At 60.1% G+C, this 26,693-nt stretch carries 25 protein-coding genes; 17 read left to right on the top strand and 8 right to left on the bottom strand.

Annotation, left to right across the window (positions count from 1 at the left end):
* The first annotated feature begins 284 nt into the window (after window positions 1-284).
* Together JKL48_RS08490 and JKL48_RS08485 are read left to right on the top strand one after the other, a co-directional pair.
* Window positions 285-1,388 (top strand): Mrp/NBP35 family ATP-binding protein, encoded by a 1,104-nt coding sequence (locus JKL48_RS08490; protein WP_201981348.1) that lies wholly within the window; start codon window positions 285-287, stop codon window positions 1,386-1,388.
* A gap of 10 nt (window positions 1,389-1,398) precedes the next feature.
* The gene (locus JKL48_RS08485) at window positions 1,399-1,650 is read left to right on the top strand and encodes a NifU family protein (protein ID WP_201981345.1); all 252 of its coding nucleotides are present in this window, start codon (window positions 1,399-1,401) and stop codon (window positions 1,648-1,650) included.
* A gap of 243 nt (window positions 1,651-1,893) precedes the next feature.
* Here JKL48_RS08485 and JKL48_RS08480 read toward each other — a convergent pair whose 3' ends face one another.
* Together JKL48_RS08480 and JKL48_RS08475 are read right to left on the bottom strand one after the other, a co-directional pair.
* Entirely contained in the window at window positions 1,894-3,261 is a 1,368-nt protein-coding gene (locus JKL48_RS08480) for an MATE family efflux transporter (RefSeq protein WP_201981342.1), read from the bottom strand.
* Window positions 3,258-3,869, bottom strand: coding sequence for an SET domain-containing protein (locus JKL48_RS08475; RefSeq protein WP_201981339.1), 612 nt, complete (start codon window positions 3,867-3,869; stop codon window positions 3,258-3,260). The genes JKL48_RS08480 and JKL48_RS08475 overlap by 4 nt, the downstream gene beginning before the upstream one ends.
* Window positions 3,870-3,983: 114 nt before the next feature.
* Here JKL48_RS08475 and fahA point away from each other — a divergent pair, with 114 nt between their 5' ends.
* Window positions 3,984-5,270 (top strand): fumarylacetoacetase, encoded by a 1,287-nt coding sequence (fahA, locus tag JKL48_RS08470; RefSeq protein WP_201981336.1) that lies wholly within the window; start codon window positions 3,984-3,986, stop codon window positions 5,268-5,270.
* Between the two features lie 318 nt (window positions 5,271-5,588).
* Here fahA and miaE read toward each other — a convergent pair whose 3' ends face one another.
* From miaE to lpxK, 3 genes are all read right to left on the bottom strand, one after another.
* Window positions 5,589-6,185 carry a tRNA-(ms[2]io[6]A)-hydroxylase gene (miaE, locus tag JKL48_RS08465; RefSeq protein ID WP_201981332.1) on the bottom strand — a complete coding sequence of 199 codons (597 nt, stop codon included), beginning with the start codon at window positions 6,183-6,185 and terminating at the stop codon, window positions 5,589-5,591.
* A gap of 11 nt (window positions 6,186-6,196) precedes the next feature.
* Window positions 6,197-8,221, bottom strand: a complete 2,025-nt coding sequence (locus JKL48_RS08460; RefSeq protein WP_201981331.1) for a putative porin — start codon at window positions 8,219-8,221, stop codon at window positions 6,197-6,199.
* A gap of 80 nt (window positions 8,222-8,301) precedes the next feature.
* A complete protein-coding gene (gene lpxK, locus JKL48_RS08455; RefSeq protein WP_201981329.1) occupies window positions 8,302-9,387 on the bottom strand; it encodes a tetraacyldisaccharide 4'-kinase in 1,086 nt (361 codons plus the stop codon).
* A gap of 55 nt (window positions 9,388-9,442) precedes the next feature.
* Here lpxK and JKL48_RS08450 point away from each other — a divergent pair, with 55 nt between their 5' ends.
* The 14 genes from JKL48_RS08450 (at window position 9,443) to groL (ending at window position 23,445) form a co-directional block, all read left to right on the top strand.
* On the top strand, window positions 9,443-10,132 hold the full coding sequence (locus JKL48_RS08450; RefSeq protein ID WP_201981328.1) for a uracil-DNA glycosylase family protein: 690 nt from the start codon (window positions 9,443-9,445) through the stop codon (window positions 10,130-10,132).
* 25 nt (window positions 10,133-10,157) lie between these two features.
* Entirely contained in the window at window positions 10,158-11,279 is a 1,122-nt protein-coding gene (locus tag JKL48_RS08445) for a Nif3-like dinuclear metal center hexameric protein (RefSeq protein ID WP_201981327.1), read from the top strand.
* Window positions 11,269-12,030, top strand: a complete 762-nt coding sequence (locus JKL48_RS08440; protein WP_201981319.1) for a zinc ribbon domain-containing protein — start codon at window positions 11,269-11,271, stop codon at window positions 12,028-12,030. The genes JKL48_RS08445 and JKL48_RS08440 overlap by 11 nt, the downstream gene beginning before the upstream one ends.
* A gap of 73 nt (window positions 12,031-12,103) precedes the next feature.
* Entirely contained in the window at window positions 12,104-13,687 is a 1,584-nt protein-coding gene (locus JKL48_RS08435; protein ID WP_201981316.1) for a DUF3808 domain-containing protein, read from the top strand.
* Between the two features lie 49 nt (window positions 13,688-13,736).
* Window positions 13,737-15,029 carry an aminodeoxychorismate synthase component I gene (gene pabB, locus JKL48_RS08430; protein ID WP_317191910.1) on the top strand — a complete coding sequence of 431 codons (1,293 nt, stop codon included), beginning with the start codon at window positions 13,737-13,739 and terminating at the stop codon, window positions 15,027-15,029.
* Between the two features lie 154 nt (window positions 15,030-15,183).
* Window positions 15,184-16,620, top strand: coding sequence for a tRNA (N6-isopentenyl adenosine(37)-C2)-methylthiotransferase MiaB (miaB, locus tag JKL48_RS08425; protein WP_201981310.1), 1,437 nt, complete (start codon window positions 15,184-15,186; stop codon window positions 16,618-16,620).
* 20 nt (window positions 16,621-16,640) lie between these two features.
* Window positions 16,641-16,883 (top strand): hypothetical protein, encoded by a 243-nt coding sequence (locus JKL48_RS08420; RefSeq protein WP_201981308.1) that lies wholly within the window; start codon window positions 16,641-16,643, stop codon window positions 16,881-16,883.
* An 18-nt stretch (window positions 16,884-16,901) separates the two neighbouring features.
* Window positions 16,902-17,123, top strand: coding sequence for a type II toxin-antitoxin system HicB family antitoxin (locus tag JKL48_RS08415; protein WP_201981306.1), 222 nt, complete (start codon window positions 16,902-16,904; stop codon window positions 17,121-17,123).
* Between the two features lie 22 nt (window positions 17,124-17,145).
* On the top strand, window positions 17,146-18,438 hold the full coding sequence (locus JKL48_RS08410) for a sigma-54 interaction domain-containing protein (protein ID WP_201981304.1): 1,293 nt from the start codon (window positions 17,146-17,148) through the stop codon (window positions 18,436-18,438).
* Window positions 18,439-18,493: 55 nt separating this feature from the next.
* A complete protein-coding gene (lptE, locus tag JKL48_RS08405) occupies window positions 18,494-19,015 on the top strand; it encodes an LPS assembly lipoprotein LptE (protein ID WP_236668680.1) in 522 nt (173 codons plus the stop codon).
* 206 nt (window positions 19,016-19,221) lie between these two features.
* Entirely contained in the window at window positions 19,222-20,766 is a 1,545-nt protein-coding gene (locus JKL48_RS08400) for a hypothetical protein (RefSeq protein WP_201981302.1), read from the top strand.
* Between the two features lie 28 nt (window positions 20,767-20,794).
* Window positions 20,795-21,193 carry a preprotein translocase subunit SecG gene (gene secG / locus JKL48_RS08395; RefSeq protein ID WP_201981300.1) on the top strand — a complete coding sequence of 133 codons (399 nt, stop codon included), beginning with the start codon at window positions 20,795-20,797 and terminating at the stop codon, window positions 21,191-21,193.
* Window positions 21,194-21,444: 251 nt separating this feature from the next.
* Window positions 21,445-21,735, top strand: coding sequence for a co-chaperone GroES (gene groES / locus JKL48_RS08390; RefSeq protein ID WP_168673154.1), 291 nt, complete (start codon window positions 21,445-21,447; stop codon window positions 21,733-21,735).
* 63 nt (window positions 21,736-21,798) lie between these two features.
* A complete protein-coding gene (gene groL / locus JKL48_RS08385) occupies window positions 21,799-23,445 on the top strand; it encodes a chaperonin GroEL (RefSeq protein ID WP_201981298.1) in 1,647 nt (548 codons plus the stop codon).
* A 108-nt stretch (window positions 23,446-23,553) separates the two neighbouring features.
* Here the strand turns inward: groL and JKL48_RS08380 are convergent, their stop codons facing one another.
* From JKL48_RS08380 to JKL48_RS08370, 3 genes are all read right to left on the bottom strand, one after another.
* Entirely contained in the window at window positions 23,554-23,799 is a 246-nt protein-coding gene (locus JKL48_RS08380; protein WP_201981296.1) for a hypothetical protein, read from the bottom strand.
* A gap of 98 nt (window positions 23,800-23,897) precedes the next feature.
* Window positions 23,898-25,454 (bottom strand): peptide MFS transporter, encoded by a 1,557-nt coding sequence (locus JKL48_RS08375; RefSeq protein WP_201981293.1) that lies wholly within the window; start codon window positions 25,452-25,454, stop codon window positions 23,898-23,900.
* 236 nt (window positions 25,455-25,690) lie between these two features.
* On the bottom strand, window positions 25,691-26,602 hold the full coding sequence (locus JKL48_RS08370) for an AraC family transcriptional regulator (RefSeq protein ID WP_201981288.1): 912 nt from the start codon (window positions 26,600-26,602) through the stop codon (window positions 25,691-25,693).
* Between the last annotated feature and the right edge of the window lie 91 nt (window positions 26,603-26,693).

Below are 26,693 nucleotides of genomic sequence, written 5' to 3'. Positions count from 1 at the left end.
CACCCGAGAGGCGCTGGAAAGCGTTATCCAGACCGCCACGGAATGGATAAGCGAACAGGACGCTAAAAACTGGTTTGACCATTGTGGCTACCACGTACACTAACTTGAAACCCGCTCTAGGTTGATGAAGGGTTGTAAATATGGCTTGAAATTGCCGATTTATTGCTACTAATTTTTTCTCTTAAAGGCTTCGTAACGAAAAGGCAATTTGTGGTGGCCCCGAACCGGTCCGGCCCTTCCGGGGTTATCTTTGCAATCCGCCATTTTCCGGCGTCTTGCCTCCCATGACCATTACCGAAGAAGCCGTTCTCAAAGCCCTGAGCTACGTGGAAGAGCCCGACCTGGGCCAGGACCTCGTCACGCTCAACATGATTGAGAACATTGTAATTGACGGCCTCACCGTCGCGTTTACCGTGGTGCTCACCACGCCCGCCTGCCCGCTCAAGCAGCTCATCCACGATGCCTGCGAGCGCGCCATCCACACCATGGTGGACAAAGACGCCAACGTGGTGATTACCATGACTTCGCGCGTGACTACTGGCCGCCACAACCGGGGCGACCTGCTGCCGGGCGTGAAAAACATCATCGCCATTGCCTCGGGCAAAGGTGGCGTGGGCAAAAGCACCGTGACGGCCAATCTGGCCGTGGCCCTGGCCGCTACGGGCGCTAAAGTCGGCTTGGTCGATGCCGATATTTCTGGTCCCAGCATGCCCGTCATGTTTGGTGTAGAGAACGAAGCGCCGCACGTTTTTCAGGGCCCGAACGGCAAAAACCTCATTCAGCCCATCATCAAATACGGCGTGAAGCTGATGAGCATTGGCTTCTTGGCCCCCGCCGAAAGCGCCATTGTGTGGCGCGGCCCCATGGCTTCGTCGGCGCTCAAGCAGTTCATTACGGAAGTAGATTGGGGCGAGCTCGACTACCTGCTGCTCGACCTGCCGCCCGGCACTTCCGACATTCACCTTACCCTGGTGCAAACTGTGCCCGTGACTGGCGCCGTCATCGTGACCACGCCGCAAAAAGTGGCCCTGGCCGATGCCCAGAAGGGTTTGCAGATGTTCCGCCAGCCCCAAATCAACGTGCCCGTGCTGGGCGTGGTCGAGAACATGGCGTGGTTCACGCCGGCCGAGCTTCCCGATAACAAGTATTTTATTTTTGGCGAAAACGGCGGCCAGCGCCTCGCCGCGCAGCACGACGTGCCGCTGCTGGGCCAACTGCCGCTGGTGCAGAGCATCCGCGAGAATGGCGACCAGGGCCAGCCCGCCGTATTGAACCCGAAATCCGCCGTGGGGCAGCTTTTCGCCGAGTTGGCGGAAGCCGTGGCCCGGCAGGTGAGCATCCGCAACAACGTGGCCCCCAAAACGGCCGTCGTTCAAATGAATTCGTAATCCCGTGGAAATGCCAACCGCAACCTCCGTTTTCGACCATCCGCTGATGCCGCGCATTGAAGCGGCCCTCGATACCCTGCGCCCCTACCTGGCCACCGATGGCGGCAACGTGCGCGTGGCCAACATTACATCCGAGGGCGTACTGCAACTGGAATGGGAAGGAGCCTGCGGGGCCTGCCCCATGTCGACGATGACGCGCGCCGGCCTGGAAGACACCGTGAAAAAAGCCGTGCCCGAAATCACAGCCGTGGAGGCCAAGTAGGCAGCGCGCGCTGGCGTAGTTACGGTTGTGCAATGGCTGAAAGAACGTCATATTTTTCCCCGCGCCACCGCTAAGTACTCGTGCATAAGTAATTGTATTCACTCGAACGTCATGCTGAGCGCAGCCGAAGCATCTCTACCGCGCAAGTAATTAGGTTTACTGTTGCGGTAGAGATGCTTCGGCTGCGCTCAGCATGACCACCTTTTCACTATCAGTTTACTTTTGCCTGACTACTTAACTGCCCTAGCCCGGCGCGTGGCGCCACGGCCCGCGCTGCAGGTAGTGCCAACCCAAGGCCGCCAGCAGGGCCCAGTATAGCAGTTCGGTGGCCCACACCCCAGCCAGGGACCACTGCAGTACCACGCACGCCCACGCCGCCAGTAGGTATGTGGTGGTAGCCAGCAATTCCATGCTCAGCGAGCGGCCAGCACCGCCCACGCCCACCACGGCGTGCGCCAGCAGCGTGCTGGCCGAAAACGTGAGCAGCAGCCCGGCCAGCAATTGCAGCACGGGCGCCCCGGCGGCCACCAGGGTCGGCTCGGCACTGAAGCAGCCCACCAGCAGCCGGGGCGCCAGCAGCAGCACCCCGGCCGGAGCCAGTCCCAGGCCCACAGCCAGGGCGGTGGCCCGCCCCACGGTGGGCAGCACCTCGGTCCAGCGGCCCTGGCCGGCGTAGCGGCTCACCAGCGTTTGCAGGGCGGCGGCCAGGGCCAGAGCGGGCAAGCTGGCAAAGGTGTAGAGGCTGCGCACGATGTTGGACACGGCCAGCGCCCGCGTGCCCAACCGCCCCACCAGTACAAAAAACAGCAGCCAGCCGCTCACCTCCACCACCTGCCTGGCCACCAGCGGCACGGCAAACTGCCCCAGGCGCCGGACGGCCCGCGGGTGCCAGGCCCACTTGCGCAGCCAGCCGGCCAGCGCGGGCCGAGTTGGCCACAGCAAGCCGGCCAGCAGCACGGCCGTTCCCGTGCATTCCGACAGCAGCGTGGCCCAGCCGGCCCCGGCAATGCCCAGCGCCGGGGCGCCCAGGCCGCCGCTCACCCAGGCATGGGAGCCCAGCACGTTGGCAACGGTGAGGGCAAAGGCGCTCCAGGGCAGCAGGCGGGTTTCGCCCAGGCCGGTGTAGAGCCCCACCAGCGCCAGCCAGGCAAAGCTGGCTGGCAGCGCCAGCGCGGCCACGCGCAGGTACTGCGTGAGTTGGGCGGCCACGGCCGGCTCGGGCACCAGCGTGGCACTCAGCCACGGAGCCCCCAGCCACAAGGCCCCGGCCAAAGCAAGGCCGCCGCCGCCGGCCAGGTAGCCCGTGGCCGTGAACAGACGCCGCGCGGCACCGGGGCGGCCCTGCACCAACCGGCGTGCCACCAGGGTTTGCAGCGCCTGCCCCAGACCGGCGCCCACCGTGCTGAGCAGGTAAAATACCAGCCCGCCCAGGCCCACGGCCGCCAAGGGCGCCTCGCCCAGCTGGCCCACAAACAGCGAATCCGTGAGGTACAGCGCGCTTTGCGTGAGGCTGCCCAGCAGCACCGGCCCGGCCAGCCGCAGCAGGGTGCGGTAGGTGGCGCCCGGCGCCGGAACCGGGACGGGGCGGCGCTGGCGCAGCGGCGCGCTCATAGGGCGGGCTGAACGGCCGGGTTGGGGTTGTAGTAGCAGTTCAGGATAGAAGCCATTGGCGCCTCGCCGGCGGCCACGGCCAGTACCTGCTGCCGGTGCAAAGGGTCGAGCAAGTGAAGCAACGGCTGTGCTACCCGGGAAAAACGGGTGAATGCGTCGAGAAGCTGGGCGTCCCATTCCGCATGGAAGTTCAGTAGGTCGTCGGGCAGCACCTGGGTGCGGGCGCTACCGGGCTCGGGCACGCAGTCGAAGGGCTCGGCGGGGTTGAGGTAGCCATAGTCGTCGGTCAGTTCCTCGCCGGGGTGAATGTCGCGCACGGCCAGCTCGCAATTGTAAGCCGTGCTGATGCAGCTGGAGCGGAAGCTGTGGTTGACGAAGCGCGAATGGTCGCCGCAGAGCACGTAGTCGCCGTGGTGGTCGCGGTAGCAGTATTTTTCCAGAAACACCTGCTGCAGCGGGTCCAGCTGCGCCAGGGTCTGCGGCGAAATAAGTTGGTCCAGCGAATCGAACACCCACGTGATAGTGCCTTTGGGAATGAGCTTGGTAGCAACCACGCCAAAGCCTATTTCGGGGCTAATAAACCGCAGTTCGGTGTCGGGATGAATCATGCAGGAAAAAGTGAAAAAAGAAGTTGCAAAGTTGCAAAAAATCACCAGCCGGCCAAGCTCAACCGTGCGGAACAGCCCCCGTCCCTACTTTTGCGTGCTCACCCACCGCACCCCATGGCCACCTCTCCCAACTCGCCCGCGCTTCGCTCCTGGATTGACATCCGCCCCGAAAGTGACTTCCCCATTCAGAACCTTCCCTTTGGCGTATTTGAAACCGACGAGCGGGGCCCGCACTTGGCTGTGGCCATTGGCGGCTACGTGCTCGACCTGTACACGGCCAGCCAGTACGGCTTTTTTGAGGATTTAACCGAACTGGGCGATGCCCAACCCAAAGTGTTTCGGCGCCGCTCCCTCAACGCATTTCTGCGCCTGGGCCGGCCGGCGTGGCGGGCCGTGCGCCAGCGCGTGAGCGAGTTGCTGCGCCACGACGAGCCCCGCCTGCGCGACAACGAAGAAGCCGTGCGGGCCTGCCTGCTCCGCCAAGCCGAAGTGCGCATGCTGCGGCCCGTGAAACCCGCCAACTACACCGACTTTTACAGCAGCATCGAGCACGCCACCAACGTGGGCACCATGTTCCGCGACCCGGCCAATGCCCTGCTGCCCAACTGGCGCCACCTGCCCATCGGCTACCACGGCCGCACCAGCAGCATCGTGGCTTCGGGCACGCCCATCCGGCGCCCCAACGGCCAGCGCAAAGCCCCCGACGAGGCCACGCCCACCTTTGGCCCCAGCCGGCAGCTCGATTTCGAGCTGGAAATGGCTTTCGTGGTGGGTACCGGCACCGAGTTGGGCAGCACCGTGCCGCTTGCGCAGGCCGAGGAGCACATTTTTGGCCTGTGCCTGTTCAACGATTGGAGCGCCCGCGACCTGCAAAGCTGGGAATACGTGCCGCTGGGGCCGTTTCTGGGCAAGAACTTCGGCAGCAGCGTCGCGCCGTGGGTGGTCACGCTCGATGCCTTGGAGCCCTTCCGCGTTGCCGGGCCCCGGCAGGAACCCACGCCCCTGCCCTACCTGGCCCAAAGCGGCGCCCATAACTTCGACGTGCACCTGGAGGTAGCCCTGGCGCCAGCCAATGGCCCCGAAACCACCATCAGCCGCACCAACTTCGGCCTGATGTATTGGAGCATGGCCCAGCAGCTCACCCACCACGCTTCCAACGGCTGCAACCTCGAAGCCGGCGACCTCTACGCTTCCGGCACCATCTCCGGCCCCACCCCCGACTCGCTCGGCTCGATGCTGGAGCTGGCCTGGCGCGGCACCCGGCCGCTCCAATTGCCCAATGGCTCCGAGCGCAAATTCCTGCTCGACGGCGACACGGTGATTATGCGCGGCTTCGCGGAGAAGAATGGCGTCCGCATTGGCTTTGGTGAGGTGCGTGGGACGGTGCTGCCAGCCATCTAGCGGCGCGCAGAGTTTCGCGAAGTTTTAAAAAGGAAGTCTCGCTAAGTTAAGTAAGAAGTAATTGCTCTTCTTCAACTTAGCGAGACTTCCTTTAGGACTTACGCAGTTGCAGCCCCAGCGGGGCGCCATCTCGATAGTAACTGGCTGATGTTGGGGAGAAAGCCCCAGCGGGGCGACACTCGGTTGAGTGCTTGGCGAGTGTCGCCCCGCCGGGGCTTTGCCATTGCATAATGAATAACTTACTACCAATATGCCGCCCCGCTGGGGCTTCAACTGCGTAAGTCCTATTCCTTTTTAAAACTTCGCGAAACTCTGCGCTCAGTGCATTCGGTCATCCCGCACCGGCAAATTCGTGACTATTTCGCCTTCAATTTGCAGCAATTCCTGTAGCCGTTCGTCCACTATTTTCGGGTCGCAATATTCTTTGGCTAAATCGACGTAGCTCACGAAATGCGCGGCTTCCGACACCATTAATTCGTAGTAGAATTTACTCAATTCCTGGTCGGCAATATGTTGCCACAATAATTTAAACCGTTCGCAACTGCGCGCTTCAATCAGGGCCGAAACCAGGAGCTGGTCCATGAGCTGACGCTCGCGGGCGCCGCCTTTGCGCACGTGGGCCAGCAGCTGCACCACGTACTCGTCCTTGCGCGGCTTGCCCAAAGCAAAACCGCGTTTGCGCAGCTCCAGGAGCACTCTTTCGAAGTGGCTCCACTCCTCGGCCACCAGGTCGGTCAGCTCGGCTACCAGGCGGGTTTTCTCGGGGTAATGGATAATCATGCTGATGCCGGTGCTGGCGGCTTTTTGCTCGCACCAGGCATGGTCAACCAGAATTTCCTCGATGTTTTTCTCCGCAATATTGACCCAGCGCGGGTCGGTATTGAGCTTTAATTTAAGAATGGTTTTCTCTTTCATAATTCTGCTCACTAATCGAAGAAATTCCACCGCACGCCCAGCTGAAACCGGCGCGGATACCCACTGTAATAGGGCGAAGCATAGTAGCCGTCGATGCCCAGGTTTTGATTGACGAAAGCTGCTTTTAAAAAGACGTTTACCGTTTTAATATCAGCCGAAAAAAACACGTCCACGATGGGAGTGCGGGGAATGATAAATGCGTTCGTTTTCTGCTGATAAAATTGCTGGGTGCTGGGGCTGTAATCAAACGCATTGTATTTGGATTGATAATACACCTCCAACCCCACCTGGCTGAACATGGCCTTGCGGAAAATATAACTCTCGTAGTACACCCGCGAATTGCTCACCAGGCTCGGAATGCGTAGGCCGGTTTTGTTGCCTCCCTGTGTGTAAGTGGCTTCATTGTCGAGACCTATCCGGCCCAGCTTCATTTGATGCCGCGCATAGACAATCAGCAGGTTACGGCTCTCGGAGAGCTGCTGCGGCAGGGCCAGCGAGTCGTAGTACACCAGCTTGAGAATGTTGACTGCGCTGACGCTGGCTTCCAGGCGCTGATTGGTGAAGGCGCCGAAATTCGGCAGTTTCAGGCGCAGGCGCCCGGTGAGCTGCTTCGTGCTGGTATTGTCAAATTTCGCGTCTTTGGCTTTGGTGATGGGGCTCACATAATTACCATCCCAATGGCTCCAGGCGTAATGGTTGCCGATAAATTCCTGCTGGGTAAGGGTAGGCGAATACGAATTGACCAATATTTCCCCCGACAGCGGACCGGTGCGCACATTGCCCCGCAACCAATATTCTGGGCTGTAGCTATCAGTACTGAGGCCGCTGAGCGGCAGCAGGTAAAATTCCCCGGCAGTTTCGATAGCATATATTTTGCGGTAGTTGAACGCCGCCGTGCCACCTGCGAATATCTGATGAAAATTGCGGGTGGGCGCGGCCTCGCCGAGCAGCAGATTGGCGGCCGTAGCCGTAGAATCCAGCGTCCGACTGGTGAGGGAGGCAATGCGGTCGCGGGCATAGAGACGGTATTCTACGGCGTCGGTGCGGCCCAGCACGCCAAACGTATTTTCGGCCTGGCTGTACTGCGCCCGGTCGATGGTGGCTGTCGCCTTGGGGCTATTGAGCGTGCGCGGAAAAAACGCCCCTTCTAGTACGCCATCGGTGCTGCTGGCGGCCAGGTTCAAATCGGCAAAGCTGTTGTATTGGCGCTTGAGGTCGAAGGTGTGGTAGACGGTGAGCCCGCGCCCGAGCAGCCGGTAGGTGTGCGTGAAGTACAGTTCGTCGCGGTCCTCGTAGTTGATGGCCTGGCTCAGGTTCACCTGCTCCTGGGCGTAGTTGAAGAGGTTGTAGGGCGTTTCGCCATTCAGCGGCCGGATACCGCCTTGCTCGGCGGCTCGGTGGCGCGAGGTGCTGAGGTTGAACAACAGGTGGTACCGCTCGTCCTCGGTCTGGAACCGGCCAAACAGCAGCACGTTGGAATGCTCCACCAGGCCATCGCGCGAGGAGCGGGCTGCGTTGATTTTATTGGAAGCAATTCGCTCGTAGGCCACGCCCACGCTGAAATTCTTTTTCAGGCTGCGCGTGTAGCTGATTTCAAATACCTGCTCGCCAGAGCCCGACTGAATGAACCGGAAAAACGAGTAGGGCGAGCGGGAATCGTAGTACGGCACCGTGCGGGCGTCGCGGGCATACCGGTCGAACACGTTGCGCCCAAAGCGCGCGCCCAGCTGCAAATTGGGCTGGTAGAGCAAGGGCCGCGACGCCGTGCCCACGGCCCCCAAATCCTGCTGAAACGTGGTATCGTGCGTCCAGAACCGCGACTGGGGCCAGCGCGTTAGCGTGGTATCGATGGGCACGCCCGAAGTGGAATCGCGCAATACCTCGGCCTCGTAGATGATGCGCGTGGTTTTGGGGCCGTACAGCACTTTGGTGGTGTCGTCGACCACCTGCGCCCGCGCGGCAGGTGCCAGCAGCAGCGCCCCAAGCAGCACCAGCAGCCCGCCCAGAATCCGGGGAAATTGCCAAGCAGAAATCAATCGTGGAGAAGCCTTCAAACGGGTAACAAATGGGCCGGCATTCAGTCAAAATCCGGCTAAGTCTAGGTCAATAAATCCAATCAGCTTTCCAGCCGGGGCGCAGCGGGCAGCAGTTGGCGCAACACCGCCTCGCCGCAGCCCAGAAACGCCACCCGCACCGGAATGGTATAGATGGGCAGCCCCGCCACTGCGGCCCGCAAACCGGGCGCTTGCAGGCGCGTGGCGTCCTTTTCCGTCGTAAAAATAGGCCAGCCCGGCTGCCAATTCGCCCGCAGGGCCGCTAAGTCGACCGAAGTGAAGGCGTGGTGGTCAGGAAAAATGGCATGGTGCTGAATCACATAGCCCAGCCCTTCGAGGTGCTCGCGGAGCGGACCGGGCTGCGCAATGCCGGTGAGCAGCACGGCCGGCGTGCCCGCAACAACCGCTTGGTCCCAATTACGTTCCTCACCAACAGCAATGGCCTGCGGAGAACTGTAGACATAAGTTGAAAAAAGCACCGGAGTGCCCGGCCGAAGGTAGGGCCGAATGCGGGCGCTAATAGCCGTTTGGGCGCATCCCGACTCCTCTTGGTTCGGCATAGCGGGGCTTTTGGTTACGATAACAACATCGGCCCGCCGGGCCCCGCCCCGGCTTTCGCGCAGCCGCCCGGCGGGCAGCACCAAATCCTGGTAGAATGGCCGGGCCCACTCCGTGAGCAGGATGTTAAGGGTAGGTTGCACGGCGCGGTGTTGGTAGGCATCATCGAGCACCACCACGCTGATTTCAGGGTGAGCTTGTAGCAACAGGGGCACTCCCAGTCGGCGCGCTTCGGCCACCGCCACGGGCACGTGTTGGGCAGCGAACTGCTCAACGTATTGCCACGGCTCGTCACCCACCGTGGCGGCCGAATCCTGCGGACCGGCCAGGCGCGGCCCCTTGGTCTGGCGGCCGTAGCCCCGGCTCAGAATGGCCGGCCGGTGGCCTTGGCGCAACAATTCCTCAACCAGCCAGATAACATGCGGCGTTTTGCCGGTGCCGCCCACCCGCAGGTTGCCCACGTCCAGCAGGGGCACGGCAAAGGTTTCGGCCCGCTTCCAGCCCCGGTCATACAGCCAGTTGCGCAAGGCCGCCACGCCCGCGTAGAGCCAGGAAAACGGCAGGAGTAGAAATACCAGCAAACGGGCCATACGTGCCCCAAAACTACGTCCGGATTGGCCGGAGCCGGACGCGTACTTTTGACCAATGCCGACTTTCGCCGACCGCCTGCTGCATTTTCTCACCACTTTTCCGCTGCCCACGGCGCTGCCCGCCGGTGTGGAGGCCCGCAGCCCCTTCCGCGAGCCGGAGGTGTTTGACCTGCTCAGCCGCTTTGCCCACCGCTACTACCCCGACGCCCCGCCCCGCGTGGCAGTACTGGGCATCAACCCCGGCCGCCTGGGCATGGGCCGCACCGGCGTGGCCTTCACCGACCCCAGCGCGCTGGCTGACATCTGCGGCATTGCGCACAATTTGCCCCGGCAGCGTCCCGAAACCTCCACCCAGTTTGTGTATAAAGTCATCACGGAAATGGGCGGACCAGCCGCCTTTTATCAGCACTTCTATGTGGGCTCGCTGTATCCGCTGGTGCTGCTGAAAAATGGCTTAAATTACAATTACTACGACTCGCCAGCCCTCATCAAAGCGCTGTGGCCTGCTATTCAGCTCTCGTTGCGGCTGCAGGTGCAGGAGCTAGGTTTGCGCCGGGATGTGGCCGTCAGCCTGGGCAAGCGCAACGGCGAATTCTTCAAACGGCTGAATGTGGAGCTGAACCTGTTTGATGAAATTCTTGTGCTCGACCACCCGCGCTACCTCATGCAATACAAAAGCCGCAACACGGAAGCCAACGTGGCGCAATATGTAGCAACGCTGGGCCGACTTCTACTCAATTCGTAATTTAAAACTCAACACTCCCCGAAAATTGCCTACCGTTCAAGACCTGGCCCGCCTGCTGGAAGCCGCCGCGCCCCTCGCCTATCAGGAAAGCTACGACAACGCCGGCCTGCAATGCGGCGACCCGCAAGCCGAAATAACCGGCGTGCTGATTACCCTAGACTGCACGCCCGCCGTGGTAGCCGAAGCCATTCGGCGCGGCTGCAACGTAGTGGTGGCCCATCATCCGGTCATTTTCCGGCCCATCAAGCGCCTCACCGGGGCCAATGAAGTGGAGCAAACCATCATGGCCGCGCTCAAAAATGACGTGGCCATTTACGCCGCACACACCAACCTCGACAACGTGCGTGGCGGCGTAAACGACAAGCTGGCCGAAAAGCTGGGCCTGACCCGCACCCGCGTGCTGGCCCCGCAAAGCGGCACGCTGGCCCGCCTCATCACCTACGTCCCCAACCGCCCCGAGGACCAGCAGACCGACGTAGCCGGCCGTGTGCTGGCGGCCCTCTACGCCGCTGGGGCCGGCCAGGTGGGCCAGTATGCTGAATGTAGTTTCCGCACCGAGGGCACCGGCACGTTCACGCCCGGCGCAAGTGCCCGGCCGGCCATTGGCGCCCAACACCAGCCCGAAACCGTGCCCGAATTGCGCCTCGAAGTGCTGCTGCCGCTGCACCGACAGACGGCCGTGTTGCGGGCGTTGCAGGCCGCGCACCCGTACGAGGAAGTGGCCTATGAGCTGATTAAGCTGGAAAACGTGCACCAGGAAATAGGGGCCGGCTTGGTGGGCGAACTGCCCGAGGCGATGGAGCCCGCCGCGTTTCGGCAATTGCTAAAAGCGCAACTGCTGGTGCCGGTGGTGCGCCACACGGCCTTTGAGAAACCTATCAAAACGGTGGCCATTTGTGGCGGCGCGGGGGCATTTCTCATTGGTGCGGCCCGGGCCGCCGGGGCCGATGCCTACGTGACCGGCGACGTGAAATACCACGAGTTTTTTGGGGCCGAGGGCCGGCTGATGCTCTGCGACGTGGGCCATTTCGAGAGCGAGCAGTTCACCGGCGAAGTGTTCAGAGATTTGCTAACGGCCGGATTTTCGCGTACTTTTGCGGTCTTAATCGCCGAAACCCCTACGAACCCCGTTCAGTATGACTGCTAATAGTGCCGCCGTGGCCCCCGCCGACGTTCCCGTAGCCGCTAAGCTCGAAGCCCTGCTCACGTTGCAGCACCTCGACTCGCAGCTCGATGAAATCCGGCGCGTGCGGGGCGATTTGCCCGAGGAAGTGAGCGACCTGGAAGACGAAATTGCCGGTTACGAAGTGCGCGTCAAGAAATTCGACGAAGAAATTCAGGCCCTCAACGACTTCATCAAGAGCCGCAAGCAAGCCAGCAAGGACGCCGAGACGCTCATCAAAAAGTACGACGAGCAGCAGCAGAACGTGCGCAACAACCGCGAGTTCGAAGCCATTGCCAAGGAAATTGAGCTCCAGCGCCTGGAAATTCAGATTGCCGACAAGAAAATCAAGGAGTCGCAGTACCAGATTGACGTGAAAAACGCTGAAATCAGCGGCACTAAGTCGAAACTGGACGAGCGCCGCAAGGACCTCGAAACCAAGAAAAGCGAGTTGGATACCATCGTTTCGGAAAACGAGGAGGAAGAGCGCGGCATTATGGCCCAGCGCGAAGAGGCCACCAAGCCCGTGGAAGAGCGCCTGCTGACGGCCTACACCCGCATCCGGGGCAACGTGCGCAACGGCCTGGCCGTGGTGCTGGTGCGCCGCGACGCCTGCGGTGGCTGCTTCAACACGGTGCCCCCGCAACGCCAGGCCGACATCATCTCGCACAAGAAAATTATTGTGTGCGAGCACTGCGGTCGCATTCTGGCCGACGTGGAAGCCCGCGCGGTATAAGCTTGCGCCCCTTTAGTGAATGAGATTATTGAAAGGAACGGCCCCGTGCCGTTCCTTTTTTGTTAAGCAAGCAATGGCATTTCCGGCTGGTATTTTCCTGCGTGCATGGGTCCGAAACCGGGCGGGCCGAGTGGCCCGGTGCGGCGTAGCAATGCTGGGCGCGGCCGGTAGCGTGCTGCTGTTTTCGGGTTTTGCCGGGCCGGCTCAGGCCGTTGAGCCGGAAGCTCAACCCCTGAATTCTGCCGCAGCCAGCCAGCTCACCGCCACCAGCCGCCGCGCCTATGCCGATGTGCTGAAACTGCGGCTGGGGCCCGCCCGCGAACTGTTGCGGCCGGAATTAGCCAAGACGCCAACATCTCCCTCGCCCCTGCTGGTGGCCAATTGCGCCGACTTTGCCGAGCTCTTAATCACTCAGGATGCCAGCCGGTATGAGGCCTTAACCACGGCCCAGGAGACACGGCTCACGGCCCTGGACAAGGCGCCTGCCAGTGCCCTGCGCGACTATGCCCGCGCCGAAATCACCTTGCACCTGGGCCTTAGCCAATTGCTGTTTAAGCACTTGGTGGTGGGCGGCTACCACCTGCGCAGCGGCTACCGCCAGATGCAGGACGTGGCCAGACACTATCCGGCCTTTGTGCCCGCCCGCAAAACGCTCGGCCTTTGCCAGTTTGCCATTGGCTCTTTGCCGGAAGGCTACCATTGGCTGCTGACGTTGCTGGGCCTGACGGCCAACGTGGACACGGGCCTGCAAAACCTGACGCTGGCGGCTAATCAGCCCAACGATTTCCAAATTGAAAGCCAGATTTACCTGGCCATGATTCGGGAAGGCTACTACAAAAAAACCGAAGAAGCCCTGCGGCTGGCGGAGCACCTGCAAGCTCAGCAACCCGATAACCTGTTGTTTTCCTACCTCTTAATCACCGTCAACAAACGCCAGCATCACGGCGAAGCGGCCCTGGCAGCCTTTCGGGCCCGCCCTACCGGCCCCGATTACCTGCCCGTGGCCTACCTGCACCACATGGCCGCCGACCTGCTGCTCTACAAGAGCGAATACGCCGCCTCGGAGCGCGAAAACCTGACGTTTCTGCGCGAGTTTCGGGGAGCGCACTACCGCAAGGATGCGGCCTTCAAGCTGTACTTGGCGGCGTGGCTGGGCGGGCAGCCGGCCGCCTCCGTGGCCCGTTACCGCGAGCAAATCAATCAGCCCGGTCCGGCCGATGTGGAAGAGGACAACTATGCCCAGCACTACTACCACGAAGCCGTGGCCCTCAACCCCATTCTGACCCGCGCCCGCCTGCAGACCGACGGCGGCTATAACCAGCAGGCCCTGAACACACTCCGCACTTTTCGGGTTACGTCTACCACGCTGTGGCGCGACCGGATTGAGGAACCTTACCGCCGCGCCCGGGCCTTCCAAGGGCTGGGCCGGCTAGACTCTGCCTGGTTCTATTTCGAGCGCACCCAAACTGTAGCTGGCCCCAAAGCCCCCTACTATTTTGCGCCGCAGGCGGCGTTGCAACAGGGCTACATGGCTCAGGAAGCCGGCAAAAAAGCCCAGGCCCGGTTTTATTTTGAGAAGGCCCTGCACTACCCCTGGCACGAGTATAAGAACAGCACCGATGCCAAGGCGGCGCTGGCGCTTCGGGAACTTCGGTGAGGCTATTGGTTACGGCTTTGGATTCCCATTGGCTTTTTTGATTGATTCGGTGACTGCATCTCCTGCTGAAACTTCTCCCGTAATCCTGCCGCTAGCCGGGCTGCCGGCCGACTTTCGCAAGCGGGCCTTGCAATGGGGCGCGCAGTTCGAGCACTGCACGTATTTTGAACCAAACGGCCAGGAATACCCCACTGGCCCATTCGAGCGTCTGCTGGCAGTGGCTGCCGCTGCACCAGCCGCCATCGATTCGCTCGCAGCCTTGGGTGCTGCCACGGCTCCTTTTGACATGTTGCGCGTGGGGTTCATTACCTACGACACCAAAAATGCGATTGAAAGCCTGAGCAGCGAAAACTTTAGCGGTTTTGGATGGCCCGAACTGCATTTATTCGCTCCGGAAACCTGGCTGCTCTGGCGAACTGACTCTGTGGAAATTCACGGCCGGTCGGCGGACGTGCTGTCCCATATCATGGCCCAGTCGGTGCTGGAACCACCCACTTTGCAGGTTCCTCGGCTCCGCCCACGCCTGGCCAAAGCTGATTATCTGCGAGCAGTAGAAGCCATCCGCGAGGACATTCTCAATGGGGAGGTATATGAGTTGAATCTGTGCCAGGAATTCTACGCCGAGAACGTTGGGTTGCCACCGACGGCGGTTTTTTGGCAGTTGATGGAAGCTTCGCCCGCGCCATTTGCGGGCTTTGTGCGCTGGCATGACCATTTCCTGCTCTGTGCCTCGCCCGAGCGGTTTTTGTCGCACCAAAATGGCCAGGTGATATCCCAGCCCATCAAGGGCACCATCCGGCGTGGCCTTACACCAACGAAAGACGAGCAGCAGCGCCAAACTCTGTTGCACGACGAAAAGGAACGCGCCGAAAACCTCATGATTGTGGACCTCGTGCGCAACGACCTCGCCCGCGTGGCCCAAACCGGCACTGTGCGCGTGCCCGAGCTATTCGGCCTCTACCCCTTCCGCCACCTCTGGCAGATGATTTCGACCGTGACCGCCGAGTTGCGCCCCGGCACCCACCTGGCCGACATCCTCCGCGCTACTTTCCCCATGGGTTCCATGACCGGCGCGCCGAAAATCCGCGCCATGCAGCTCATCGAGCATTACGAAAGCAGCCGGCGCGGCCTCTACAGCGGCAGTATCGGCTACGTGAGAGCCGATGGAAACTTTGATTTCAACGTCGTCATCCGTTCCCTCCAATACCGCCAAGACACCGGCTATCTAAGCTTCCAGGTCGGCTCCGCCATCACCTACGACTCTGACCCAGAGCGGGAATACGAGGAATGTTTGCTGAAAGCCAAAGCGTTGCTGGAAGTATTGGGTACCAGTATCAAGTAGGGTGCGGGGCCTGTCCCCGCCCGCCATTGAACATTTGATTCGGGTTCTATTCAACGACGGGCGGGGGCAGGAACCGCCTCTACAATATTCTGCCATTCTGTCATTTTATCTCTCAGCGGCGTATCTTTGTCCTCCGCCGAAACGCGTTTAGAATATGGCCCAACCCCTGTTAACCCTTGATTTTTTAGATAAAGCCGCTCCCACCGCCGAGGCGACGCCCAGCGGTGACGTGCGCGTGACCGCCGCCACCCGCACCGGCCGCCAGCGTAAGCTCTACATCGAGAGCTACGGCTGCCAGATGAACTTCTCGGACTCCGAAATCGTGTCGAGCATTCTCTTCGACGAAGGTTTCGACACCACCGACGACCTCGCCAACGCCGACCTCGTGCTGCTCAATACCTGCTCCATCCGCGAGAAGGCCGAGCAGACCGTGCGTATGCGCCTCAAGCAAATCAATTCGCACAAAAAGCGCAAGCCCGGTATGCTCGTGGGCGTGCTCGGCTGCATGGCCGAGCGCCTGAAAAGCAAGTTTCTGGAAGAAGAAAAAATCGTCGACCTCGTGGTGGGTCCCGATGCCTACCGGGATTTGCCCGGCCTCATCAGCCAGGTTGACGGCGGGCAGAAGGGTGTGAACGTGCTGCTGAGCCGCGAGGAAACCTATGCCGACATCACGCCCGTGCGCCTGAATTCCAACGGTGTATCAGCCTTCATCAGCATCATGCGCGGCTGCGATAACATGTGCTCGTTCTGCGTGGTGCCCTTCACCCGCGGCCGCGAGCGCAGCCGCGACGCCCATAGCATCATTCAGGAAGCCAGCGCGTTGGTGGCCGCCGGCTATAAGGAAGTGACGCTGCTGGGCCAGAATGTAGACTCCTATAAGTGGTCGTCAGCCGATGGAACCGAGCACGTCAACTTCGCTCAGTTGCTGGAGCGCGTGGCCCTCATTAGCCCCGAACTGCGGGTGCGTTTCTCCACCTCGCACCCCAAGGACATCACCGATGAGGTGCTGCACACCATGGCACGCCACGAGAACATCTGCAAGTACATCCACCTGCCGGCCCAGAGCGGCAACTCCCGCGTGCTGGCCCTGATGAACCGCACCTACGACCGGCCCTGGTACGAGGAGCGGGTGAACCGAATCCGTGAAATTCTGGGCGACGACTGCGCCATCTCAACCGACATGATTGCCGGTTTCTGCTCCGAAACCGAGGAGGAGCACGAGGACACCAAGAGCCTGATGCACTTCGTGAAGTACGACATGGCCTATCAGTTCTTCTACTCGGAGCGCCCCGGCACGCTGGCCGCCCGCAAGTTGGCCGACGATATTCCGCTCGAAATCAAGAAGCGCCGCTTGCAGGAATTGATTGACATTCAGCAAGTCCACAGTGCTGAGCGCAACGCCCGTGCCGTGGGCCAGGTACACAAAGTGCTGGTCGAGAACTTCTCTAAACGCTCGAAAGACGATTTGAGCGGCCGGAACAGTCAGAACCAGGTTATTATTTTCCCCAAGCAAAACTTCCAGAAAGGCGACTACGTGAATGTGCTGGTGCATTCGTCCACAGCCAGCACGCTGCTCGGCGAGGCAGTATGAGTCGGCGACAAAAGTTTCTGGTGCAACTGCTTTCGGGACATCACGACCAAACGCTGGACTTTAGTGCATTGTGTTTGTTGCTCGAGACCCTGGGGTTCGAAAAACGAATACGCGGCAGTCACCATTTATTTGGCAAAGCAGGCATCGATGATTTAATCAATATTCAGCCGGCTATCGGTAATGCAGTGAAACCGTATCAAGCCAAACAAGTGCGCGCTATTTTGTTGAAATACCGTGCAGTCCTTAAACTGGATACTATCTAACGCCCTTCTTCAATTACCATGTTCGACCCACATCATTATCCGGTTGTACTGTACTGGAGCACCGAAGACCAGGCTTTTATTGTGGAAGTACCTGACCTACCAGGTTGTATGGCAGATGGTGCGACGCAGGAAGCAGCTCTCGCCAACGTTTTGGTCATCATCCAGGAATGGATGGATTTCGCTCAAGAGCTGGGACGCGAGATTCCCGCCCCGCGCGAACGTCTGCAAATAGCTGCCTAACAGCATTTAACCCGATTTCCCTTTGACTACGCAAGAAATCCAATCCATCAAGCTCCGGTTCGGCATCATCGGCAATGCGCCGGCGCTGAACTACGCCATTCAGGTGGCCGCGCAGGTCGCGCCTACTGATATGACGGTGCTCATCACCGGCGAAAGCGGGTCGGGCAAGGAGTCGTTTTCCAAGATTATTCACGCCTTGTCGCCGCGCAAGCACGGGCAGTTCATTGCCATCAACTGCGGCGCTATTCCCGAAGGCACTATTGACTCTGAGCTGTTTGGGCACGAAAAAGGCTCCTTCACAGGTGCTAATGAGGCGCGTAAAGGGTACTTTGAAGTGACCAACGGCGGCACCATTTTCCTCGATGAAATTGGCGAAATGCCGCTCGGCACTCAGGCCCGCCTGTTGCGCGTGCTGGAGAATGGCGAATTTATCCGCGTGGGTTCTTCGAAAGTACAGAAAACCGACGTGCGCGTGGTGGCGGCTACCAACGTGAACCTGCTCGACCGCGTGCAGGCCGGCACCTTCCGCGAAGACCTCTACTACCGGCTCAACACAGTGCCCATCACGGTTCCACCCTTACGTGAGCGCGGCGAGGATATCTACTTGTTGTTCCGCAAGTTTGCTTCCGATGCGGCGGAGCGTTACCGCACCCGGCCCATCACGCTTACGCCCGACGCGGTACCGGTACTCACCCGCTTCCGCTTCCCCGGCAACATCCGCCAGCTCAAGAACATCGCCGAGCAGATGTCGGTGCTCGAAACCGACCGGGACGTAGATGCCCGCCGCCTTGCCCCCTACCTGCCACAGGACCAAGCCAGCCGGCTGCCCATGCTGCTGGGTCCGGGCGCGCCCGATGGCTCGGCCGCTGGTTATTCCGAACGGGACCTACTCTACAAAATCCTGTTCGATATGCGCCGCGACATGACCGACCTGAAGAAGATGGTGCTGGAGTTGGCCACCGGCCAACGCCCCCACGAGGCTCAGGAACTGCTGCGGCAAAACAGTCACTTGTTCAACAATACGGCTCCGACCAGTGCGTTTGATGGCGGCCCGGGGACCGAATACTTCCTGCCCGCCGCCCCCGGCCCGTACAACAGCGAGCCAGTGGCCAGTTACGAAGACGAAGCCCCGGTAGAAGACATCACGCACGAAACCGAGGAGGAAACGCTTTCGCTCGACGTGAAGGAACGTGAAATGATACTCAAGGCGTTGAAAAAACACAACAACAAGCGCAAGTACGCGGCCCACGATTTGGGCATTTCGGAACGCACCTTGTACCGCAAACTCAAGCAGTATGACCTGGAGCAAGTGTAGAATGAAGCTGCCAGCCGCCAGCCGCCAGCGACAAGCTTTTCGCCCCCGGCAAATATTGCGCGTCCTGCTGGCTTGCGGCTTGTGGCTGATAGCTAGCAGCTTATTAAGCAGTTGCGGTATTTATTCATTTACCGGCACCAACATTGACCCCACGGTGCGCACCATATCCATTGCGACCATCCAGAACAACTCGCCCCAGGGGCCGGCTTTCCTTACCCAGCGCTTCACCGAGGACCTGAAGGATTATTTTCAGCGCAACACCAATCTAAAGATTGTACCCCGCGACGGCGACCTGCAGTTCGATGGCAACATTGTGGCCTACGATTTTGCTCCCGCTTCCATTCAGCAGGTAAATGGCGTGAGCCAGGCCGGTTCCAACCGCCTCACCATTCAGGTTAAAATCCGTTTCACCAACACCAAAGACGACAAGCAGAGCTTCGAGCAAGTGTTTCAGAACTTCGACGACTACCCGGCCAACCGCAACATCGCCACCATCAATAGCGACCCCACAGCCGTGCGCACCACCACAGATAAAATCATCACCGATATTTTCAACAAGTCGGTCGCTAACTGGTAAGTCGCTAAGTATTTACTTCGGGCCAGGCCGTAGTTCGCTACTGGGTCTGGCCTCTTTTATGAACGGCAATTCGGATTAACTGGACGGTAATAGCATGGCTCTTTGCGTAAATTAGCGTAATGTTGCGCCCCGATAATTTGCCGGCTTTCCGGTCTTTTTGAGGTTTTAGGCTTCCAGCCGACGCTCTTCTTCAACCCATCCGTTCCGTGACCCGCGCCACGCTTCTGCATGTTCTCGACCGCCCCACGGCCTTAGGCCCGGCCGAAGTGCGCGAACTCGAACAGCTGGCTCAGGCCTTTCCCTACTGCCAGACGGCCCACCTGCTCCTGGCCAAAGCCGCCCACGACCAGGGCACCATGCTGGCCGGCCAGCGCCTGCGCCGCGCCGCCACCTACGCCGCCGACCGCACCCTCTTGCGCCGCCTCATCGAGCAAGTGGCGCCGGCCGCTGAAGTGCCCGCCGTGGCCGAGCCCGTTGCAGAAGGCCCGCCTCTAACTACTGAAGCACCCTTTGCCCCCGCACCGACCGTGGCCGAGGAGCTTACGCCCGCCCCGGTGCAGGCCGAACAAGTTGCCATTCCGCTGCCTCCCGCCACCGGCAACGCCGAAACGACTCAGGAGCCCGCAAACTCCCCGGTAGCACCAATCGTTTTACCCGAGCAAATATTGCTGCCTGTTGCCACGGCTGAGCCCCCGGCTCCTGAGTCGGAACCGTCACCGCTCCCCTCCCCGGCAATGCCGGCAGCAGCCACTTCGGCAACAGTAGTTGCTGATGAATCTTCTGCTGAGGAAGTTCCTGCCCAGCCTCCGGTATCAGTAACCCCGGTGACTGCTGAAGTTGCGGCATCCCCCGCTCCTGCTCTCGAAACCGAGTTGCCAGTCCTGCTCGACTTAGAAGGCGTGCAACTGCCGGCAAACGGCAGTACGCCGGTAGTGAAGCCCACCGTGCAGGCAGCGGATACTTTAACGCCTACCGTAACCGAGTCAGCGCAAGAGGATGAAATGGAGTTGCCGGCCCAAGCGCCCGCCATTCGTCCGCCGGCAGAAGCTGGCGAAGCCCGCTTTGAATTTGGACTGGCCGAAACGCCCGCTGCCATAGCACCCACCTATGAATTGCCGGGACTGGTGGACGAATGGGCTGCCGCGGCCACCACGCTCAGCCTGGCTGGCCCCGAGCTCCTAAATACGAAGGAGTTCCTGCCCGAAACCGCGCCAACTACCCCGCAGTTTACTCCGGCAGCTTTCACCGGCGATGCCGAAGTAGGCTATGCGTTTGGCGAAAGCAGTCGCCTGGGCTTTTCCATGCAACTGCTAGACCTGCTGGCTGCAAAAGCCGAAACCGCTGAAACCGTGACGGCGGTAGTAGCCGCCGCGCAGCCGGCCGCCGTGGCCCTGCCGCCGGCCGGGGCCTTTTTCGAGCCCGACCCGCTGCTGCTCGACCATTGGGCCACGCACTGCCCGCCGCCGCCAGCGCTGCCCTCCCCGCTCGACCTCATCAACAGCTTTTTGAAGCGCCAGCCCCGCCTCACCCGGCCCGGCATGCTACCGCCCGCCCCCGGCGGCCAGACCGATTTGAGCGCCCGCAGCACCCGCGCCGAACCCGACCTGGTTTCCGAAAACCTGGCCCGCATCTTTGTCCGGCAGGGCAAAATTGCCCGAGCCATTGAGATTTATGAAAAGCTCATGGTGAAGCACCCGGAAAAAATGGCGTACTTTGCAGCCCAAATTCAGTCTTTGCAACCCTCTGCCTAATTCGCAGCTTTAGCTTTTCACCCATTTCATGTACACTGCTCTCGTTATCCTCATTCTCGTTGTGTGTTTCCTGCTGGCCCTCGTGGTGCTGGCCCAAAACCCAAAAGGCGGCGGAATCTCCAGCCAGTTTAGCGCCGGCGGGGCCGCCAGCATGATGGGCGTGAAACGCACCGGCGACCTGCTCGAAAAACTCACCTGGGGCTTCGCCATCGGTCTGGTGGTACTGTCGCTCGGCTCGCACATGCTGACGTCGACCGGCGGTGGCCCCGTACGCAGCGTGAACCAGCAGCGCGCCTTGGAAACCAAGCTGCCCGCTCCTGCTGCCCCAACCGGTCCTGCTCCCGGCGCTCAGGCCCCGGCAGGTACGAGCACTGCTCCCACCACGGCTCCGGCCCAGCAGCCTGCTCCCGCGACGCCCGCCAAATAAGGCTTATGCCCTTGAACCTGCTAAAGCCGGTGCATCCTAACGGAAGCACCGGCTTTTTCTTTGGTTTTGGCTGTGAACTCATAGATAGCTATTTCGGCCGAACCACTAGCAGCTACCGGCGCATCCGCCACTTCTGCCACTTGGTAATGACGGAATCTGCCCATTTTGTCAGGTTTCCGGGGCTGGCACGGGAAATGAGAGAGGGCCGGACACAAAGGATTTCCACTTAACTCAACCCCAATACACCCAAAATGGCACTTAGCATGAAACCGCTGGCCGACCGCGTCATTGTCCGCGCCGCCGCCGCCGAGGAGAAAACCAAATCCGGCATCATCATCCCCGATACGGCCAAGGAGAAGCCCCAGCGTGGCGAAGTTGTGGCCGTGGGCGAAGGCAAAACCGCCGACAGCGGCACCATCATCAAGCCGCAGGTGAAAGTGGGCGACCAGGTGCTCTACGGCAAATACGCTGGCACCGAAATCACCGTCGACGGTGAGGACCTGCTCATCATGCGCGAGTCGGACATTTTCGCCGTGCTCTAAGCCGTTGGCTTAAGCTGACCGAAACCCCAACATTTCACCCTCCCAATTACTCCAACCCCAGAAATGGCTAAGAACATCCAATTCGACACCGAAGGCCGCGCCCGTTTGCAGGCCGGTGTGAACAAACTGGCGAACGCCGTGAAAGTGACCCTCGGCCCGAAAGGCCGCAACGTCATCATCGACAAGAAATTCGGCGCTCCCTCCATTACCAAGGACGGCGTGACCGTGGCCAAGGAAATTGAGCTGCGCGACCCGATTGAAAACATGGGCGCTCAGCTCGTGAAAGAAGTGGCCTCAAAAACGGCCGACCAGGCCGGCGACGGCACCACCACCGCCACGGTACTGGCTCAGGCTATTTACACCGCTGGCTCGAAAAACGTGGCTGCCGGTGCCAACCCGATGGATTTGAAGCGCGGCATCGACAAGGCGGTTATCGCCGTGGTGGCCAACCTGAAGTCGCAGTCGAAAAAGATTGAAAACTCGGCGGAAATTGCCCAGGTAGGCGCCATTTCGGCCAACAACGACATGGAAATCGGCAAAATGATTGCCGACGCCATGGACAAAGTGGGCAAAGAAGGCGTCATCACCGTAGAAGAAGCCCGTGGTACGGAAACCGAAGTAAAGACGGTGGAAGGCATGCAGTTTGACCGCGGCTACCTCTCCCCTTACTTCGTGACCAACCCTGAGAAAATGGAGGTGGAGTTCGACTCGCCCTACGTTCTCATCTACGACAAGAAAGTGAGCACCATGAAGGAGCTCCTGCCCGTGTTGGAGCAGGTGCTGCAGACCGGCAAGCCCCTCGTCATCATCTCGGAAGATGTGGACGGCGAAGCTCTCGCTACGCTCGTAGTTAACAAACTGCGCGGCTCGCTGAAAATCGCGGCCGTGAAAGCTCCTGGCTTCGGCGACCGCCGCAAGGCCATGCTGGAAGACATTGCTACCCTCACGGGCGGTACCGTCATCAGCGAAGAGCAGGGCTATAAGCTCGAAAACGCTACCTTGGAGTACCTCGGTACGGCTGAGAAAATCATCATCGACAAGGACAACACGACCATCGTGAACGGCAAGGGTTCGAAGGACGCCATCAGCGGCCGCATCGCCCAAATCAAAGCCCAGATGGAAACCACGACCTCGGACTACGACAAGGAGAAACTGCAGGAGCGCCTGGCTAAGTTGAGCGGCGGCGTGGCTATTCTCTACATCGGTGCTTCGACGGAAGTGGAGATGAAAGAGAAGAAGGACCGGGTTGACGATGCCCTGCACGCTACCCGCGCCGCCGTTGAGGAAGGCGTGGTACCCGGCGGTGGTGTGGCCCTGGTGCGTGCCATTGAGGCTTTGGCCGCCGTGGACACCCACAATGCCGACGAACGCACGGGTGTAAACATCATCCGCACGGCGCTGGAAGCTCCCCTCCGCACCATCGTAGCCAACGCTGGCGGCGAGGGTTCGGTAGTGGTGCAGAAAGTGCGCGACGGCCAGGGCGACTACGGCTACAACGCCCGCGAGGACCGTTACGAAAACCTGGTGGCCGCCGGCATCATCGACCCCACCAAGGTAACCCGTCTGGCCCTCGAAAACGCTGCTTCCATCGCCGGCTTGCTGCTGACGACCGAGGCCGTGATTTCGGACGAGCCCGAGCCCAAAGAAGCTGGCCATAGCCACGGCGACGGTGGCATGGGCGGTATGGGTGGCATGGGCGGCATGATGTAATCGACCGCAGATTATAACGGATTTGACGGATTACGCAGATTCGATATAAGCCCAAGAGAAAGCCCCGCTGGCAGTGCCGGCGGGGCTTTTTTATGGATTTTAATTGAGCTATTCTGTCGGGCTATTCTTAGTTTTTGCAAATGCTAACGCTACAATAACAGCCGTAGCCACTCCCAAACCTATCCAATTGTAGTGAAGCGTCTGGCACAAATCGCGGCCATCTACTACGGAAACGCAGTTATCATCCTCTATTTCATACTTGAGGCTAACCATCGTATTGACAATGCCCAGCCCACAAAACAAAAATGCAAGCCCTGCCAACGCTTGCAGGAAACGATGAAGCATTGGTGGCATCAGGAGCTAAAAAATTGATATTGATTGGGCCGAAGATAGAAAAAGCCCCCGACGCAGCAGCATCGGGGGCTTCTCATGAAATAGAAAACGCGTCTGCCTTACGCCTGCGCGATGGGCGCGGGGTAGTTGCGGGCGTCCATCATCTTGGCCAGTTTGCCGCTGATGAGGAACAGGATGGCCGCAGCCACAGCCGCCGACACCACGAACACCATGAAGAAGTCGTAGAGATTGGTGATGTGGTAGCCGAGGATTTCCGGCGCGGGGGCCGTCGATTTTGGGTCGGGGTAGAGGCTGCTCATGTAGCCGGCTAGGTAGTTGGCGGCGGCGTTGGCGAGGAACCACACGGCCATGAGCAGGGAGGCGAATTTAGCCGGGGCCAGCTTGTTCACCAGCGACAGGCCGATGGGCGACAGACACAGCTCGCCCACGGAGTGCAGGAAATAAAGCGCCACCAGGAAGAACATGCTCACCTTCACGCCGGGCTGCAGGTTGTGCACGCCGAAGCACATCACGAGGTAGCCAGCGGCCAGCATGGCCAGGCCAATGCACATTTTGAGGGGGGACGGCGGCTCGGCGCCCCGGCGGCCCAAGGCCGTCCAGACGGCGGCCATGATGGGCGCGCCCACTACCACGAAGATGGCGTTGAGGTTCTGAAAAATACTGGCGGGCAGGGTGAAGCCGAAAATGGTGCGGTTCATCTGCTCATCGGCAAAGAAGGTGAGCGAAGCCGGCGCCTGCTCGAACGCCGCCCAGAAAAACACCACGAAGAACGACACGATGAAAATCACCATGATGCCTTTCACATCGGCTCCGCTCAGGGATTTATCGCTGAAAATCATGAAGGCGATGCCTACCACGGCCACCCCCAAGAGAGGCGCGATGGTGGGGAACTTGGCCGAATCAAGCCACAGAATGCCCAGGATAATGGCCAGCAATACGGGCAGCAGGGCGTAAATGCCCATTACGCCTCCCGAAATGGCGGGCGTTTCGCCCACCTGCACGCCTTCCGGCGTGTGCAGGTACTTGTCTTTGCCCCAGTTGAATACCACCGTGCCCAGCAGCATGGCAATGCCGCAGGCCAGGAAAGCCCAGCGGAAATCGGCCGGGTTGCCGGTGTCGCCGATGAGGCTGGTGATGGTGTTGCCGATGAACGAGCCCAGGTTGATGCCCATGTAGAAAATGGTATAGGCCGCATCCTTGCGCTTATCGGCGGGGCTGTAGAGGGAGCCCACCATCGAGGAAATATTGGGTTTAAAGAAGCCGTTGCCCACAATCATCACGCCCAAGCCCAGGTACAGCAACCAGTGGCTGAAGGCGTGGGTATCGGCTGCGCCGTAGTTCGAAGCCGAGAAAAACAGTGTGAACTGGCCCAGCGCCATCAGCAGGCCGCCCGTGAGGATGGAGCGCCGGTTGCCCCAGTACCGGTCCGAGATAAAGCCCCCGATGAGCGGTGTGAGGTACACCAGGCTGGTGTAGCCGCCGTAGAATTTGGACGCGAAGGCCTTGTCCATCATCATGGCCTTGGTGAGGAACAGTACCAGCACAGCGCGCATGCCATAGTAGCTGAACCGCTCCCACATTTCGGTGGCGAACAGCAGATACAGTCCGCGCGGGTGGCTGGTGGATTGCTCGGTGGGAGCAGAAATAGTTTGCATAAGGGAAACTAGGGTGAGAAAATGAGAGAGAAACCGAGGAGAAATGTGTCCGCTGCCTACTTCATGCAATGCGGGCACGGTAAATCTAGGAAAGTTTCGGCATTGTGAAGCCCTGGATGATAAGAGAACGTCTTGCTCATCTGGCGTCCGCGCAGCCGAAGCATCTCGCTCGCACCGTTCAACGATTGAATTACTTCGTCACGCGAGACGCTTCGGCTACACTCAGTATGCCGTTTTCACGGTTCGGCCTTCCCGGCCTTCCCCGAGGCATCGCTCCGATAGGCCTTGGCCCGGTAAGCGCCCGGCGCCATGCCCGTTTGCTTGCGAAAAAACCGCGTGAAGTAGCCAGGGTCGACGAATTGCAGCTCATAGGCAATTTCGGCCACCGAGAGCGAGGTATATAATAGGTAGTTGTGGGCCTTGCGAATGGTGTGCGCCTGCACAATCTGCTGGGCCGTTTTGCCCTTCACGGCCTGGCAGATGCGGTTGAGGTGCACCGGCGTAATCTTCAGCTCCTGGGCGAAGTCAGAAATCTTCTTCTCGAAAGGCGCGGTCTTTTCGATGGCTTTCTGGAACTCGCGGAAGTAGTGCAGGGCCCGGTTGGGGCTATCCTCCTTGCGGCGGTTGTGGTGTAGCTGGCGGAATATCTTCACGAACAGCAGTTTGAAGTAGCCATTGATAGCCAGCTGCTTGCCCGGCAGCTCCGAATAAATCTCCTCGTGAATGCGTTGCTCCAGCTCTGATAAATCGGTGAAACTGACTTCGGCATTGAAATCGGACAGAATGTGTACCGTGTTCAGCTCCACCAGCACACCGGGCGTGGCTTGCAGAATGGTGTCGAGCAGCGCCTCCGAGAGGGTGAGCGTGCGGCCCTTCACCTGCGGGCTGAAGGTGAAGCCGTGTACCGTATTGGCCGGAATGATGACCAGACAGGGCGTGCGCAGTTCTACCAGTTCAGTAGCCTCGAAAGCGGCGCGGCCACTTTCCAGGAAAAACAGCTGGAACAGGTTTTCGTGCAGGTGCGGCTTCAGGCCCCAATCGGTGAGGCGCTGGCGGGGCACGATGAGCTGGCTTTGCAGGTAGTCGTGCGAAATCTGGGCGCGGGTGTCGCCGTAGATTCCGTTGTAGCGGGCAATATCGGTGCGCATGGACAAAAGAGCGAAAGACCGGGACAAACCAAACCTAAAGATAGGTAAGCGTTGTATTACTCCTACCCTGTTAGCGCGTCAGGCCGCATAT

The sequence above is a fragment of the Hymenobacter rubidus genome, assembly GCF_016734815.1.
Lineage (GTDB): Bacteria > Bacteroidota > Bacteroidia > Cytophagales > Hymenobacteraceae > Hymenobacter > Hymenobacter rubidus.
The sequence above is the reverse complement of the archived record's forward strand: the minus strand, read 5'-3'. Positions and strand labels throughout refer to the sequence as shown.